Source organism: Marinobacter sp. F4216, assembly GCF_019931195.1.
Taxonomy (GTDB): Bacteria; Pseudomonadota; Gammaproteobacteria; order Pseudomonadales; family Oleiphilaceae; genus Marinobacter; species Marinobacter suaedae.
The window spans coordinates 48,473-63,585 of the sequence record NZ_JAIOUO010000002.1; the positions used below are offsets into that span (position 1 = coordinate 48,473).

General features: G+C 57.1%; 14 protein-coding genes. 12 read left to right on the forward strand and 2 right to left on the reverse strand.

Translation table 11 applies throughout. From position 1 onward, the window contains the following. Positions 1 to 28: 28 nt before the first annotated feature. Both K8I84_RS00755 and K8I84_RS00760 read right to left on the reverse strand, forming a co-directional pair. Entirely contained in the window at positions 29 to 1,309 is a 1,281-nt protein-coding gene (locus tag K8I84_RS00755) for an HlyC/CorC family transporter (protein ID WP_223792813.1), read from the reverse strand. 80 nt (positions 1,310 to 1,389) lie between these two features. Beyond that, positions 1,390 to 2,196 (reverse strand): inner membrane protein YpjD, encoded by an 807-nt coding sequence (locus tag K8I84_RS00760; RefSeq protein ID WP_223792814.1) that lies wholly within the window; start codon positions 2,194 to 2,196, stop codon positions 1,390 to 1,392. Between the two features lie 183 nt (positions 2,197 to 2,379). On the opposite strand from K8I84_RS00760, the gene ffh reads away from it, so the two are divergent. The 12 genes from ffh (at position 2,380) to lysS (ending at position 15,113) form a co-directional block, all read left to right on the forward strand. Then, a complete protein-coding gene (ffh, locus tag K8I84_RS00765) occupies positions 2,380 to 3,768 on the forward strand; it encodes a signal recognition particle protein (RefSeq protein WP_223792815.1) in 1,389 nt (462 codons plus the stop codon). 163 nt (positions 3,769 to 3,931) lie between these two features. Then, positions 3,932 to 4,171, forward strand: coding sequence for a 30S ribosomal protein S16 (gene rpsP / locus K8I84_RS00770; protein ID WP_223792816.1), 240 nt, complete (start codon positions 3,932 to 3,934; stop codon positions 4,169 to 4,171). A gap of 25 nt (positions 4,172 to 4,196) precedes the next feature. Beyond that, positions 4,197 to 4,724, forward strand: coding sequence for a ribosome maturation factor RimM (rimM, locus tag K8I84_RS00775; RefSeq protein WP_223792817.1), 528 nt, complete (start codon positions 4,197 to 4,199; stop codon positions 4,722 to 4,724). Between the two features lie 3 nt (positions 4,725 to 4,727). Then, positions 4,728 to 5,474, forward strand: a complete 747-nt coding sequence (gene trmD / locus K8I84_RS00780) for a tRNA (guanosine(37)-N1)-methyltransferase TrmD (protein WP_223792818.1) — start codon at positions 4,728 to 4,730, stop codon at positions 5,472 to 5,474. 37 nt (positions 5,475 to 5,511) lie between these two features. Then, positions 5,512 to 5,868: a 50S ribosomal protein L19 gene (rplS, locus tag K8I84_RS00785; RefSeq protein ID WP_223792819.1), complete on the forward strand. Its 357-nt coding sequence runs from the start codon at positions 5,512 to 5,514 to the stop codon at positions 5,866 to 5,868. A gap of 111 nt (positions 5,869 to 5,979) precedes the next feature. Continuing rightward, positions 5,980 to 6,882, forward strand: a complete 903-nt coding sequence (gene xerD, locus K8I84_RS00790; RefSeq protein ID WP_223792820.1) for a site-specific tyrosine recombinase XerD — start codon at positions 5,980 to 5,982, stop codon at positions 6,880 to 6,882. A 159-nt stretch (positions 6,883 to 7,041) separates the two neighbouring features. Continuing rightward, positions 7,042 to 7,752, forward strand: a complete 711-nt coding sequence (locus K8I84_RS00795; RefSeq protein WP_411722648.1) for a thioredoxin fold domain-containing protein — start codon at positions 7,042 to 7,044, stop codon at positions 7,750 to 7,752. Positions 7,753 to 7,888: 136 nt separating this feature from the next. After that, positions 7,889 to 9,190: a homoserine dehydrogenase gene (locus K8I84_RS00800; RefSeq protein WP_223792822.1), complete on the forward strand. Its 1,302-nt coding sequence runs from the start codon at positions 7,889 to 7,891 to the stop codon at positions 9,188 to 9,190. A gap of 11 nt (positions 9,191 to 9,201) precedes the next feature. Continuing rightward, positions 9,202 to 10,602 carry a threonine synthase gene (gene thrC, locus K8I84_RS00805; protein ID WP_223792823.1) on the forward strand — a complete coding sequence of 467 codons (1,401 nt, stop codon included), beginning with the start codon at positions 9,202 to 9,204 and terminating at the stop codon, positions 10,600 to 10,602. A gap of 6 nt (positions 10,603 to 10,608) precedes the next feature. After that, on the forward strand, positions 10,609 to 12,342 hold the full coding sequence (gene recJ / locus K8I84_RS00810; RefSeq protein WP_223792824.1) for a single-stranded-DNA-specific exonuclease RecJ: 1,734 nt from the start codon (positions 10,609 to 10,611) through the stop codon (positions 12,340 to 12,342). A 94-nt stretch (positions 12,343 to 12,436) separates the two neighbouring features. Beyond that, positions 12,437 to 13,532, forward strand: a protein-coding gene (prfB, locus tag K8I84_RS00815; RefSeq protein WP_223792825.1) for a peptide chain release factor 2 whose coding sequence is annotated in 2 segments (ribosomal slippage) — positions 12,437 to 12,508 and positions 12,510 to 13,532 — 1,095 coding nt in all. Because the reading frame shifts where the segments join, the coding sequence is not laid out codon by codon here. 48 nt (positions 13,533 to 13,580) lie between these two features. Then, complete coding sequence (lysS, locus tag K8I84_RS00820) at positions 13,581 to 15,113, forward strand: lysine--tRNA ligase (RefSeq protein WP_223792826.1); 1,533 nt, start codon at positions 13,581 to 13,583, stop codon at positions 15,111 to 15,113.

A 15,113-nucleotide genomic window follows, 5' to 3' on the forward strand; every position in this document is an offset into this window, starting at 1 on the left:
TGGTTTCTTTCGCCCGGCTAGCTGCTTCTCATTGCGGTTTGCCGGATTTTCGGCGTTTTTTCGGGTGTACGATGGCGGCCTTCACCACGTTGTCCTTGATTTGCAGCACTTCCAGTCGATGGTCTGCGACCTTCAGGCAAACGTTGGTGTCCGGAATGTTTTCCAGTGCCTCGGTAATCAGTCCGTTGAGAGTCTTCGGGCCATCCGTCGGTAGCTTCCAGCCAAGGGTTTTGTTGATGGTTCGTACTGCTGCCGTGCCATCGATGATAAACGTGCCGTCATCCTGCGGAATAATGTCGGGGCTGGTGGCGGCGTAATCCGTCGTGAACTCGCCGACGATTTCTTCCAGTATGTCTTCAAGGGTGGCGAGTCCAAGAACATCGCCGTACTCATCCACCACCACACCGAAACGCCGCTTGCCCTTCTGGAAGTTGATAAGCTGTGTATTGAGCGGTGTGCTTTCGGGAATGAAGTAAGGCTCCTGGCACAGTTGCATGATCATCGCTTTGTTGATCTCCTCCTGCTGCACCAGTTTTGAGGCGCTTCTCAGGTGGAGGATGCCCTGAATGTTATTGATGTCGCCTTTGAACACCGGTAGCCGGGTGTGCTGGCTGCTTCTGAGCTGACGCAGAATGGTATCGGTATCGTCATCCAGGTCGACGCCGACTACTTCGTTACGGGGCACCATGATGTCATTCACGGTCACCTTTTCCAGGTCAAGAATGCTGACCAGCATGTCCTTGTGCTTGGCGGGAATCAGGCTGCCGGCTTCGTTCACCAGTGTGCGAAGCTCTTCCCGGCTCAGGTGATCGTTGGCAGCATCTTCTGGCGACACTCGCAGAAGCTTCAGGATGGCGCCGGTGAACAGATTTACGGCCCACACAAGGGGATAAAGTAGTTTTAGTAGGGGCGCGAGAACGTAGCTGGCGGGAAAGGCGATCTTCTCCGGAAAGAGGGCTGCCAGCGTTTTTGGGGTCACCTCGGCAAACACCAGGATGACCAGCGTCAGCAGAATGGTGGCAATGGCAATACCGGCATCACCCCAAAGTTCGATCGCGATGACGGTGGCGATGGATGACGCGAGGATGTTCACGAAGTTGTTGCCGATCAGAATGACACCGATCAGCTGGTCAGTTCGTTGCAGTAATCGCTGTGCTCGCTTGGCGCCTTTGTGGCCGGTCTTGGCCAGGTGGGACAGGCGATAGCGGTTCAGTGACATCATGCCGGTTTCGGAGCTGGAAAAGAAACCGGAGAGAATGATGAGGCCAACTAGGAGAATAAACAGCGCGGTAAGCGATGTTTCGTTCAAGAGTGGTGTCCTTATTTGGCTGACAAGTTGGGAAAATAGGGGGTGCCTGCGGGTGCTGTCAAGCCGCGAACCTCAGGCTGTTAGCCTGCGCGCTGAAACAGCAGTTCCAGCACAAATTTGCTGCCGTAGAACGCTAGCATTAGCAGTATACAGCCCGCGAGGGTCCAGCGAGTGGCCGTCATTCCGCGCCAGCCTTTGGTGTATCGGCCGATCAGGAGGCCAACAAAAACGGCCAGTGACAGCAGCGAGAAGACGGTTTTGTGGGCGAGATGCTGGGCAAACAGGTCTTCGACAAACAGTGCGCCGGTCGCGATCGCAAGCACCAGGACAACTACACCAGCCCATACCAGCTCAAACAGCAGTGATTCCATGGTTTGCAGTGGCGGCAGGTTGCGTACCAGAAGGCTGTTGTAGTTGTGCTTCAACTGACGGTTCTGGACAGACAGGAGAATGGCCTGAAGTGCGGCGAGTGTGAACAGGCTGTAGGCCGTGATGGACAGGGCAATATGGGAGAGCATTCCGTAGCTGTCTCCCGAAACGAGTCGGGACGGAGCGTGGGTAATCAGGGCAAGGATAATCGTCAGCGCTGCAATCGGGTACGCGCCTAAAAACAGATTCTGAACCGGTTTTCGCAGATTAAGTCCCACCAGTAGCACGACGATGAGCCACGAGATCAGTACGGAACTTTTGAAGAAGCTGAAGTCAAAGCCACCATCGTGATACACACTCTGGGTGATCAGTAAGCCATGACTGATCAGGGCGAGCGCGCCGATGACGGTGGTGATGGCTAGATTACTGTTGAAGCGGCCTCTGAAGTGGAGCGCCTGCAATGCGGTACCAACGCTGTATAAAAGAAGAGAGGTGACCGCGAGAATCAGCGTTCCCATGTTGTCCTTATTTAATGCTTTGCAAAGTAAGAAAACGGTGGGTCTGTCGCACCGATTTGACCGTGCCGGTCGTTTCAGTGCGATAGTCTGTTTATAATGTCGCGATTATGCAACTGGAATCAAGGAGCCTAATCCGGCTCTGAGGACCATGCACTTAATTTATCCGGGGTACGGAAGAGCCAAATGTTTGAGAATCTCCAAGACCGACTTTCCGGTAGCCTGCGTAAGATTTCGGGTCAGGCGCGGCTAACCGATGACAATATCAAGAGCACGCTCCGCGAAGTGCGTATGGCCCTGCTTGAGGCAGACGTCGCCCTGCCAGTCGTCAAGGATTTTGTTGAAGGTGTGCGCAAGCGCGCTATCGGACAGGAGGTTCAGCGCAGCCTGACGCCTGGCCAGGTGTTCGTGAAGGTTGTCCAGCAGGAGCTGGAGCGGGTAATGGGGGATGGCAGTGCCTCCCTGAATCTGGCAACGCGCCCCCCGGCAGTGATCATGATGGCGGGCTTGCAGGGCGCGGGTAAAACCACCACCGTTGCAAAGTTGTCCCGCTTCCTGAAAGAGCGTGAAAAGAAGTCGGTAATGGTCGTGAGCGCAGACGTTTACCGCCCGGCTGCCATCAAGCAGCTCGAGACGCTCGCGGGTGAGGTCGGGGTTGAGTTTTTCCCGAGTACCGGTGACCAGGATCCGGTAGACATTGCCGAGGGTGCGATCGACGCCGCGCGCAAGAAGCACATTGATGTGGTGATTCTGGATACCGCTGGTCGTTTGCACATTGACGAGCAGATGATGGGCGAGATCGGTCGGCTGCATAAAGCGGTTGAGCCGGTAGAGACGCTGTTCGTCGTCGATGCAATGACGGGGCAGGATGCGGCGAATACCGCTAAAGCGTTTAATGACGCGCTGCCTCTGACCGGTGTGGTTCTGACCAAAACGGATGGTGATGCCCGGGGTGGTGCGGCGTTGTCAGTCCGTCATATCACCGGCAAGCCGATCAAATTCCTTGGTGTGGGCGAGAAGAGCGATGCCCTGGAGCCTTTCCATCCGGACCGGGTGGCGTCACGCATTCTTGGTATGGGGGATGTGCTTTCCCTGATTGAGGAAGCTGAGCGCAAGCTGGATAAACAGAAGGCCCAGAAACTCACCAAGAAGATCAAGAAAGGCAAGGGTTTTGATCTGGAAGACTTCCGGGACCAGTTGCAGCAGATGAAGAACATGGGTGGTATTGGCGGTCTGCTGGACAAGTTGCCGGGTATGGGGCAGATGGCTCAGATGGCCCAGCAGCAGGTGAATGACAAGTCAGTCGGTCAGATGGAGGCGATCATCAGCTCCATGACGCCCAAGGAACGGCGTTATCCCGATGTGATCAATAACTCCCGCAAGCGCCGTATTGCTTCAGGTTCCGGTACCCAGATTCAGGACGTGAACCGGCTGCTCAAGCAGCACAAGCAGATGCAGAAGATGATGAAAAAGTTCAGTAAGAAAGGTGCCATGGCCAACATGATGCGCGGCATGGGTGGTATGATGCCGCCGGGCGGTGGCGGTGGTGGAATGCCACCCTTCGGGCGTATGTAAAATGCCGTATAAGGAAAACAGGGAAACAGGGCGTTTCCCTGTTTTCATTGGCGATTTTTTAGCATAGAATAGCGGCCCTTTCGAGTATGGGTCTTCCCGCCAGCCTTGTTTGGCGAGGTGTGAAGCGTACAAAGTTCGTACAACAGGACAGGATATTAGTTAAATGGTAACTATCCGTTTGGCTCGTGGCGGCTCTAAGAAGCGCCCGTTCTACCATCTGACAGTCACTGACAGCCGCAACTCCCGCGACGGTCGTTTCATTGAGCGTGTTGGTTTCTTCAACCCGGTTGCCCGGGGCCAGGAAGAGCGTCTGCGTGTTGATCGCGACCGCGTTGATTTCTGGCTGGGCCAGGGCGCCCAAACCAGCGAGCGTGTTGCACAGCTGCTGAAAGCTGCTAAGTAATTTCGTTCCAAGCCGGGGTCTGGTCATGACACAGCATTCGCAGGAAACTGTGATCGGCCGGATTACCTCGGTGTTCGGGGTTAAGGGATGGCTGAAAGTCTATTCCTACACTGATCCCAAAGAAGGAATACTGGACTACCGGGATTGGATCCTTGATCTGGACGGTAAGCGTATTCCTGCAAAGCTTGAAGAGGGGCGTCGCCAGGGGCAGGGGCTCGTTGTCAGGCTTAAAGGTATTGATGACCGTGACGTTGCCCGGACCTACTGCGGCGCAGAGGTGCGGGTTGGGACTGACGAGTTGCCAGAACTCCCTGAGGGTGAGTTCTACTGGTACCAGCTTGAAGATCTCGACGTTTTCACGGTGAATGATGAGTGCCTGGGCAAGGTGCATCATCTGATGGAAACGGGTTCCAATGATGTATTGGTCGTGCATGCATCATCGGCTTCTATTGATCAGCGGGAGCGTTTGATTCCCTATCTGCCGGATCAGGTCGTGAAAGACGTAGATCTGGCGGCTGGTCGTATGACTGTAGACTGGGATCCGGAGTTCTGACGGGTGTGGATTGGCGCAGTCAGTCTGTTCCCGGAAATGTTCAGTGCGGTAACGGATTACGGAATTACGGGTAGGGCGGTCCGGGACGGGCTCCTTACTTTTAATGCGTGGAATCCCCGGGATTTCACCCATGACCGGCACCGCACCGTGGATGACCGGCCGTATGGCGGCGGTCCCGGAATGCTGATGAAAATTCAGCCGCTCCGGGACGCAATTCATGCGGCGCGGGAATCAGCACCCGGTAAGGCTTGCGTGGTGTACCTGTCGCCCCAGGGCGAGAGACTGGATCAGGCTGGTGTGGAGTCGCTGGCTTCAAATGAGTCCCTGATCCTGGTTGCAGGCCGCTACGAGGGTGTCGATGAGCGCCTGATTGCCTCCGAGGTGGATCGGGAAGTGTCGCTGGGTGATTTTGTACTCTCCGGTGGCGAACTGGCTGCGATGTCAGTGATTGATGCGGTTACGCGCCTCATCCCCGGAGCGCTGGGTCATGCGCAGTCAGCAGAGCAGGATTCGTTTGCTGACGGTTTGCTGGATTGTCCGCACTACACCCGGCCAGAAGTTTATGAAGGTCAGGCAGTGCCGGATGTTTTATTGGGCGGTCACCATGATCAGATCCGGCGTTGGCGACTGCAGCAGTCGCTGAGGCGAACTCTGGAGCGGCGCCCCGACCTGCTGGAAAAGCGGGTGTTTACGGAAGAAGAGCGTCAGCTACTGGATGAGATTTTGAACGAACCGGGTGCCTCTGAATAATCAGGGCATTGAAAGATTGGGTATCAGGAGCATTACGATGAGCGGCAAGAACAACATCATCAGTCAAATTGAAGCGGAACAGATGACCAAGGAAATCCCTGCGTTCGCGCCGGGTGACACCGTGGTTGTTCAGGTTCGTGTTACCGAGGGAAACCGTGAGCGTCTGCAGGCGTTCGAAGGCGTTGTGATCGGTAAGCGTAACCGTGGTCTGAACTCCTCCTTCACCGTACGTAAGATTTCTTACGGTGTGGGCGTGGAGCGTACCTTCCAGACTCACTCCAAGCTGATCGACAGCATCAACGTGAAGCGTCGCGGTGATGTGCGTCAGGCCAAGCTGTACTACCTGCGCGACCTGTCTGGTAAGGCAGCTCGTATTAAGGAGAAGCTGGGCTGATCAGCACTCTGCTGAGCAGACTGGAGAAAAAGGCAGCCCTCGGGCTGCCTTTTTTGTGCCTGCACGAAAATTGGGGCATCCTTTCGCAGTGATTGTTTTGAGGTGAGTGGCGTGAGGCCAGACGATGAGGCGGTAGTCGCCCGTTTTACCGATGCGCTCTGGTTAGAAGACGGCTTGGGTGAGAAAACCCGATCTGCCTACCAGAGCGATCTTGCCAGGTTTGCTCAATGGCTCGACATGCGTCCGGGTAAGCCCCTGTTGCTGGACGCCAAACGGTCGGATGTGCTGGCTTGGGTGTCCCAGGGGCTGGTTGAGGGTGTGAAGGCGTCCACGGCGGCCAGGAGGCTTTCTGGTTTACGTCGTTTCTATCGTTTCCTCCTGCGTGAGGGCGGTATATCGGAAGACCCCACCCTCCGAATCGAGAGTCCACGTTTGCCGCGGCGACTGCCCGACGCTCTCACGGAAGAGGAGGTCGATGCGTTGCTGACTGAGCCGGATCCTGACGTGCCCATTGAGCTTCGCGACAAAGCCATGCTTGAGGTGCTGTACGGTTGTGGCCTGCGGGTGTCCGAACTAACGGGTCTGACGGTGGATCAGGTAAACCTTCGCCAAGGCGTGGTGCGCATTACCGGTAAGGGGGGTAAAGAGCGACTGGTGCCTCTTGGGGAAGAAGCGGTTGACTGGCTGCTCCGCTACATGAGGGAAGCTCGTTCCGAGTTGCTCAAGGGGCAAACCTGCGATGCACTGTTCCCCGGAAGCCGGGCTGCCGCCATGACCCGGCAGACCTTCTGGCATCGAATCAAGCATTACGCTGCCCGGGTGGGTATCCGCAAACATTTATCTCCTCACACTTTGCGTCATGCTTTCGCCACACATCTGCTCAATCACGGTGCTGACCTCCGCGTTGTTCAGATGTTGCTTGGCCATGCGGATCTGTCGACAACGCAGATCTATACCCATGTGGCGCGTCAGCGCCTTCAGTCCCTGCATCAGTCCCATCATCCCCGTGGCTGATCGGGGTGTTTTTGGGTATGGTGTTGTCTGAACTTTTGCCGGATGCCTATGTCGCAACTCCGTGCCTTTCGCGGCCTGCCGATGCCCGGCAGCGGCCGAATATCATCTAACTGGGTAGTATTTATGGTTGCCAGACTAAATGTGCGAAACGTTATTGCTATGGTTGGTTTGATCTCCGGCTTCGGGATCGCATCGTCGGTATCGGCTGGTGAGGTTGAAGATGCTATTGCCGAGCGTCTTACCTCCATGGTTCCCGGCTTGAAGATCGAGTCTGTTGAGGAATCCGAGGCCAAAGGGCTGTACACGGTCGAAACCAGCAGCGGAGACACCATTTACAGTACAGCCGATGGCAAATATCTGTTGAACGGTGATCTGCTTCGGTTAACGGAAGCGGGTGTCGCCAATGTGACCGAAGAGGCCCGGGCCAACCGCCGCAACGAATTGATGGCCAGCTATGGCGATGGGCAGGCGATCAGCTTTCCGGCGGATGGCGAGGAGAAGGCGGTGATTGATGTCTTTACGGACATTGACTGCCCCTACTGCCGCAAGCTGCACGATGAGGTTCCGCAGTTGAATGCTTACGGCATCACCGTTAATTACTATGGTTTTCCCCGCTCCGGTCCCGGTACGCCGTCGTTTGATAAATACGTGTCGGTCTGGTGTTCCGAAGACCAGCAGGCAGCGATGGATGCAGCCAAAGGAGGGCGTTCGGTTGAGCCTGCCAAGTGTGACAACCCGGTGCAGGAGCAATTCCAGCTCGGTGGTCGCGTCGGGGTGACCGGTACACCGGCGATCATTCTGGAAGACGGTAACATCGTGCGCGGGTACGTGCCTGCGGCTAACCTTGCCAAGGGGCTTGGCTTGCTCTGATTTCCAACCTTCTGCCATGCCGGCCTGGGACTCGCACTGGTCGTGATGCGTTTCCAGGCCGGGGCTTATCAGTGGCACCCTAATCAGTATACTATGCCCCCTCTTAGTGAATTTTTCGGGATCAGAGGGTAATAGTTTGAAGGACGTTAGTGTCGGAATTTGCGGACTGGGGACCGTTGGTAGCGGTACGTTCAATGTCTTGACCCGTAATGCCCGGCTGATTGCCGGCAGGGCAGGCTGCAGTATTAACATCATCCGAATCGCCAGTCGTCGTCCCCGTGACGATATGGATCTTGGTGACATTCCTTTCACCACCGACATCTTTGATGTCGTCAACGACCCCTCTGTTGATATTGTTGTTGAGCTGATTGGCGGCTACGACACGGCCAAGGAATTGGTCTTGGCAGCCATTCGCAATGGCAAGCACGTGGTCACCGCCAACAAGGCGCTGATCGCCGTGCACGGCAACGAAATTTTTGACGCTGCCCAGAAAGCCGGTGTGGTTGTAGCGTACGAAGCCGGTGTGGCCGGTGGTATTCCGGTGATCAAGGCGATTCGCGAGGGTATGGCCGCCAACCGTATTGACTGGATCGCGGGCATCATCAACGGCACCGGGAACTACATCCTGACTGAGATGCGGGCCGGTCGCGAGTTTGCCGAAGTGCTCAAGGAAGCACAGGAGCTGGGTTATGCCGAGGCAGACCCGACTTTTGATGTTGAGGGTATCGACGCGGCCCATAAGCTGACCATCCTGGCATCCGCGGGTTTTGGTGTTCCCCTGCAGTTTGAGAAAGGCTTTACCGAGGGGATTTCCAAGATTACCCCTTACGACATCGCCCATGCAGAATTGCTCGGTTACCGCATCAAGCATCTGGGCATTGCCCGTCGCCGTGAGGACGGTATCGAATTGAGAGTTCATCCGACGCTGATTCCCCAAAGCCATCTCATTGCCAAGGTCGATGGCGTGCTGAACGCCGTTCTGGTGGATGGCGACGCCGTTGGCCAGACCATGTATTACGGCCCAGGCGCCGGTGACGAGGCAACGGCTTCTGCTGTAATCGCTGACATCGTTGATGTGGCTCGAGCCGTTTCCGTCGGCAGCGAGCAGCGGATTCCCTATCTCGGATTTGAGCCGGAAGCAGTAGAAGATCTTTCCGTGCTGCCCATGGAGGACGTGCATTCGGCTTATTACCTCCGGATTACGGCGCTCGACCGCCCGGGGGTGCTGGCTAACATTTCTTCCATCCTGAGTGAGCATGGCATCAACATTGAGTCCATCATGCAGAAAGAATCCGAACTCAAGGATGGGCGCATACCGGTGATTATCCTGACCCACACGGTTCAGGAACGGCAGATGAACCAGGCTATCGAAGAATTGGAAGCTCTGGCCGACACGGATGGCCAGGTGGTTCGCATCCGCGCTGAAAACTTTAACTGACAGGTACCCCAGTGAGATACATCAGTACGCGGGGTGAAGCTCCCGCATTGGGCTTTGAGGACGTTCTGTTAACTGGCCTGGCCTCCGATGGCGGCCTGTATGTGCCCGAATCCCTCCCGCATTTCAGTCTTGAAGAAATTCGCAGTTGGCGCGGGCTCCCATACAGCGAGCTGGCGTTTAACGTGATGTATCCGTTTGTGGATGACGCGGTTCCGGAGGATGACTTCCGGAAGATGCTGGAGGAAACCTACGCGGCCTTCAATCACAAGGCCGTGGCGCCGCTGGTCCAGCTTGACAGCAACGAGTGGGTGATGGAGCTGTTCCGCGGGCCGACCCTCGCGTTCAAGGACTTTGCTCTGCAGTTGCTGGGACGCCTGCTGGATTATGTGCTGGAAAAGCGCAACCAGCATGTGGTGATCATGGGGGCCACCTCCGGTGACACCGGTTCGGCCGCTATAGAGGGATGCCGCCGCTGCAAGCATGTGGACATCTTTATCCTGCATCCTCACGAGCGGGTTTCTGAAGTGCAGCGTCGTCAAATGACGACCGTGCTGGGCGACAACATCCACAACATAGCCGTTCGCGGCAACTTTGACGACTGTCAGCGCATGGTCAAGGATAGCTTTGGTAATCAGAGCTTCCTGGGCGGCAAGACGCAGCTGGCTGCCGTCAATTCCATCAACTGGGCCCGGATCATGGCCCAGATTGTCTACTACTTTCAGGCGTCCCTGGCTCTGGGCGGTCCGGACCGGAGTATGGCGTTCTCGGTACCGACCGGGAACTTTGGTGACATCTTTGCCGGTTACCTGGCAAAGAAGATGGGGCTGCCGATTTCCCAGCTGGTCATTGCCACCAACCGAAACGACATCCTGCACCGTTTCATGAGCGGCAACCGCTATGAGCAGCGTACGCTGGAGCACACCCTGTCGCCGAGCATGGACATCATGGTGTCCAGTAACTTTGAGCGCCTGTTGTTCGATCTTCATGGGCGTAACGGCGAGGCCATCAAGACGCTGCTTGAAGACGCCGCAAAGGGGCCGGTGAGTATTGAGGATTACCGCTGGCGGCACGCCCGCAAGCTGTTCGATAGTGACACGGTGGACGACCAGGCGACCTGCGATACCATCCGGGAAATCTACGAGCAGAACGAGTACCTGCTTGACCCCCACACGGCCATTGGTGTGCGTGCTGCCCGGAACTGTCGTCGCGATGACAAGGTGCCGATGATCACCCTGGGTACCGCGCATCCGGCCAAGTTCCCGGACGCCATTGCCGAGTCGGGGCTGACTGTGAAGCCGGTGTTGCCGGCCCATATGGCAGACCTGTTCGACCGTGAGGAGCGTTACACCGTGCTGGATAACAACATTGCCGGTGTCCAGGAGTTCATCGCTTCCCACTGGAAAAATGCCTGATCCGGCATGACTTCCAAAAAGATCGTTCGACGCCCCAGGCCGGAGCAGGCTCCGGCCTGGGGGCAATCGCTTCCTCCGATACTCCAGCGTCTGTATGCCGCCCGAGGTGTCAGCTCGGACGAGCAGCTTGACTATACCCTTCGATCCCTCGCCTCACCGATGTCCCTGAAGGGGATGGAACGAGCTATCGAGTTGCTCGCGAAGGCGGTGGAGCAACAGCAGCGCGTTGTTATCCTGGGTGACTTCGATGCCGATGGCGCGACGAGCACCGCCGTGGCAATGCTGGGGTTGTCCATGCTGGGGCTCCGGAATGTCGATTTTCGGGTACCCAGCCGGTTCTCTGATGGTTACGGACTGACACCTGGCATCATCGAACGGTTGCGGGATGACGGCGATCTGCCCGATCTGCTGGTAACCGTAGACAATGGCATTTCTGCCATCGAGGGCGTCAGGGCCGCCCGTGATCTGGGGGTCAAGGTGGTGATCACCGATCATCACCTCGCGGGGAAGGAGTTGCCGGAAGCGGACGCCATCGTGAACCCGAATCAGCCCGGTTGTGAATTCCTCAGCAAGAACGCCGCTGGTGTCGGGGTGATGTTCTATGTGCTGACAGGGTTGCGAAAACGGCTGCGGGACAGCGGACGCTTGCCCACGCCGGAACCGAATCTGGGCAAACTGCTGGATCTGGTGGCGCTGGGAACCGTGGCGGATGTTGTGCCGCTGGACCATAACAATCGGATCTTTGTCGAGCAGGGAATTCGTCGCATCCGTCAGGGGGCCGCGCGACCGGGCATTCTTGCGCTGCTTGAGGTGGCCGGGCGAGATCACTCGGCCATCAGTTCTTCTGATCTGGGGTTTGTGGTGGGGCCCCGGCTCAATGCGGCGGGTCGCCTGGATGACATGAGCGTGGGTATTGCCTGTTTGCTGGCTGACAGCGAACAGGAAGCGCAACGCCTCGCCCGAGAGCTGGATACCTTCAACAGGGAACGCCGAAACATCGAGCGGGATATGAAGGCTCAGGCGCAGGAGCTGCTGGCATCTATGTCGCTGGATCTTGAAGGATTGCCCTGGGGATTGGCGCTGTTTGATCCGGACTGGCACCAGGGCGTGATTGGTATCCTGGCGGCAAGAATCCGGGAGCAAACCCATCGCCCCACCATTGCCTTTGCCAGCGACGACAATGGAGAAGACATCAAGGGCTCGGCCCGATCAATTCCAGGGCTGCACATTCGGGATGTTCTGGCGTCTGTGGATGCCCGGCATCCGGGTATGATCAAAAAGTTCGGCGGGCACGCCATGGCCGCTGGAATGACCCTGGCTCGCGAGGACCTTGAGCAATTTTCCCGGGCTTTCGATGAGGTCGTGCGGGAATCCCTGGGCGCCGAGGACCTGGAAGCCACCATCGTGACCGATGGCCCGCTCAGTGTCGATGAACTGTGTCTGGATACGGCCCTGCTTCTTAAACGATCAGGCCCCTGGGGGCAGCATTTCCCCGAACCGGTGTTCGACGGCGAGTTTCACGTGGTAAGCCAGCGTATTGTTGGAGAGAACCATCTCAAAGTGGTGCTCAAATCCGTGGAAGGCGGCGATCTCGTTGACGGTATTGCTTTCAACACCGGGCCGGAAGTGCCGGACTTCACCCGCACGGGGGCCAGGGTGGTCTACAAACCCGATGCCAACACCTTCCGTGGCCGGACAACCCTGCAGCTGCTGATCGACCACCTTGAACCCCTGGCCTAGGGGTTCGGTTTACCGCGGCTGATTTGGCTGCAGAATTCCGGTAGAATCCCGCCACTGTTTTTACTCACCATTTTCAAGAGCGAGTAAGGGTTTCATGGAAATTAATCCCATTGTGACGAAGATTAAAGAGCTTCGTGAGCGCACTGAAGCGCTCAGGGGGTATCTTTGACTACGACCAGCGTAGTGAGCGTCTGGTTGAAGTAGAACGCGAACTGGAACAGCCCTCCGTCTGGGACGATCCCGAGCGGGCCCAGGGGCTGGGTAAGGAACGCGCCGATCTGGAATTGATCGTCAAGACCATCGACAACCTGACCAACGGTCTTTCTGATGCAGAGAGCCTGCTGGACATGGCGGTGGAAGAGGACGATGAAGGTACCGTTGAGGAGATCGAGTCGGATCTTGGCGGCCTGGATCAGGAACTCGAGAAGCTGGAATTCCGCCGCATGTTTTCCGGTGAGATGGACGCCAACAATGCCTACCTGGATATCCAGGCTGGTTCCGGAGGTACCGAAGCCCAGGACTGGGGCAACATGCTGCTGAGAATGTACCTGCGCTGGGCTGAGCGTCGCGGTTTCAAAGCCGAGATTGTCGAACTGCAGGAAGGTGAAGTGGCCGGCATCAAGAGCGCCACGGTCCACATTCAGGGTGACTATGCCTACGGGTGGTTGCGCACTGAAACCGGCGTTCATCGCCTGGTTCGGAAGTCGCCGTTCGATTCCGGCAACCGTCGTCATACCTCGTTTTCTTCGGTATTTGTGTCACCGGAAGTGGACGACAGCTTCGAGATTGAAATCAATCCGGCGGATCTGCGCGTGGATGTTTACCGCGCCTCCGGTGCTGGTGGTCAGCACGTTAACCGGACCGAATCGGCGGTTCGTCTGACCCACAACCCCACCGGCATTGTCGTGGCCTGTCAGGCTGGCCGAAGCCAGCACCAGAACAAAGACCAGGCCATGAAACAGCTGAAAGCCAAGCTGTTCGAGCGCGAGATGCAGGAGCGCAACGCCGAGAAGCAGAAGGCCGAGGACGCCAAAGCCGACATCGGCTGGGGTAGCCAGATCCGTTCCTACGTGCTGGACGACAGTCGTATCAAGGATCTGCGCACCAAGGTGGAAACCAGCAATACCCAGGCCGTGCTGGATGGTGACATCGATAAGTTCATCGAAGCCAGCCTGAAGATGGCGCTGTAAGCAACAGCGCCAGACGAACCCGGACATCCCCGATTTTAGTGAGCCAACATGACTGAACACACTCAGAATGCACAGCACGAGGACAACAAGCTGATTGCCGAGCGCCGCGCCAAGCTGGCGGACATGCGCACCCAGGGCAATCCGTTCCCCAATGACTTCCGTCGCGACGCCACGGCAGCCGAGCTGCAGGAGAAATACGGCGACAAGAGCAAGGAAGAGTTGGAAGCGCTGGATATCAAGGTGGCCATTGCCGGTCGCATGATGCTGGATCGGAAAGCGTTCAAAGTGGTTCAGGACATGACCGGGCGTATCCAGATCTATGCCACCAAACACGTGCAGAAAGACACAAAGCACTGGGATATGGGCGATATCGTTGGAGTCCGGGGTACCCTGTGCAAGTCCGGCAAGGGTGACCTGTATGTGATGATGGATGAGTATGTCCTGCTCACCAAGTCACTGCGTCCGCTGCCGGAGAAACACAAGGGCCTGACCGATATGGAAGCCCGCTACCGGCACCGGTATGTGGACCTGATGGTGAACGAGGAAACTCGCAAGACGTTCCAGATTCGCACGAGCCTGATCAATGCCATGCGGAACTATTTCAACGCCCGCGGCTTCATGGAAGTGGAAACGCCGATGCTGCAGGTGATTCCGGGCGGTGCGACTGCACGTCCGTTTATCACTCACCATAATGCGCTTGGTCGCGATATGTACATGCGCATCGCGCCAGAGCTGTACCTCAAGCGTCTGGTGGTGGGCGGCTTCGAGCGGGTGTTCGAGATCAATCGCAACTTCCGTAACGAGGGCTTGTCCACCCGGCACAACCCGGAATTCACCATGGTGGAGTTCTACCAGGCCTATGCGGATTACAACGACCTGATGGACCTCACCGAAGATATGCTGCGCCAGATTACCAGGGAGGTATTGGGCACCACGACCGTGGTCAACACCCGCGAACTGGCCAATGGCGACACCGAAACTGTCGAATACGATTTCGGCAAACCGTTCCGTCGCATGACTGTGGTGGAGGCCATCCTTGAGCACAATCCGGACATCCAGGCCGGTCAACTGGGTGACGAAGCCAGCGCGCGCCGCGTCGCAGACTCGCTCGGCATCCCGCTGAAGGACAACTGGGGGCTGGGTAAGGCTCAGATCGAGATTTTTGAAGCTACGGCAGAGCACAAGCTGGTTCAGCCGACCTTCATCACCGATTACCCGAAAGAGGTGTCTCCGCTGGCCCGCTGCAAGGACAGCGATCCGTTCGTCACCGAACGGTTCGAATTCTTCGTCGGTGGTCGTGAGCTGGCCAATGGTTTCTCTGAGCTTAACGATGCCGAGGACCAGGCTGAGCGCTTCCACGCCCAGGTGGCTGAAAAGGACGCCGGGGATGACGAGGCCATGTTCTACGACGAAGACTACGTCATGGCTCTGGAATACGGCCTGCCGCCCACCGCCGGTGAAGGTATCGGTATCGACCGTCTGGCCATGCTGCTGACCGACAGTCCGTCCATCCGTGACGTGATTCTGTTCCCGGCCATGCGTCCGGAGCATAAGGTCGAGATTCATCAGGACGAGAAGTAA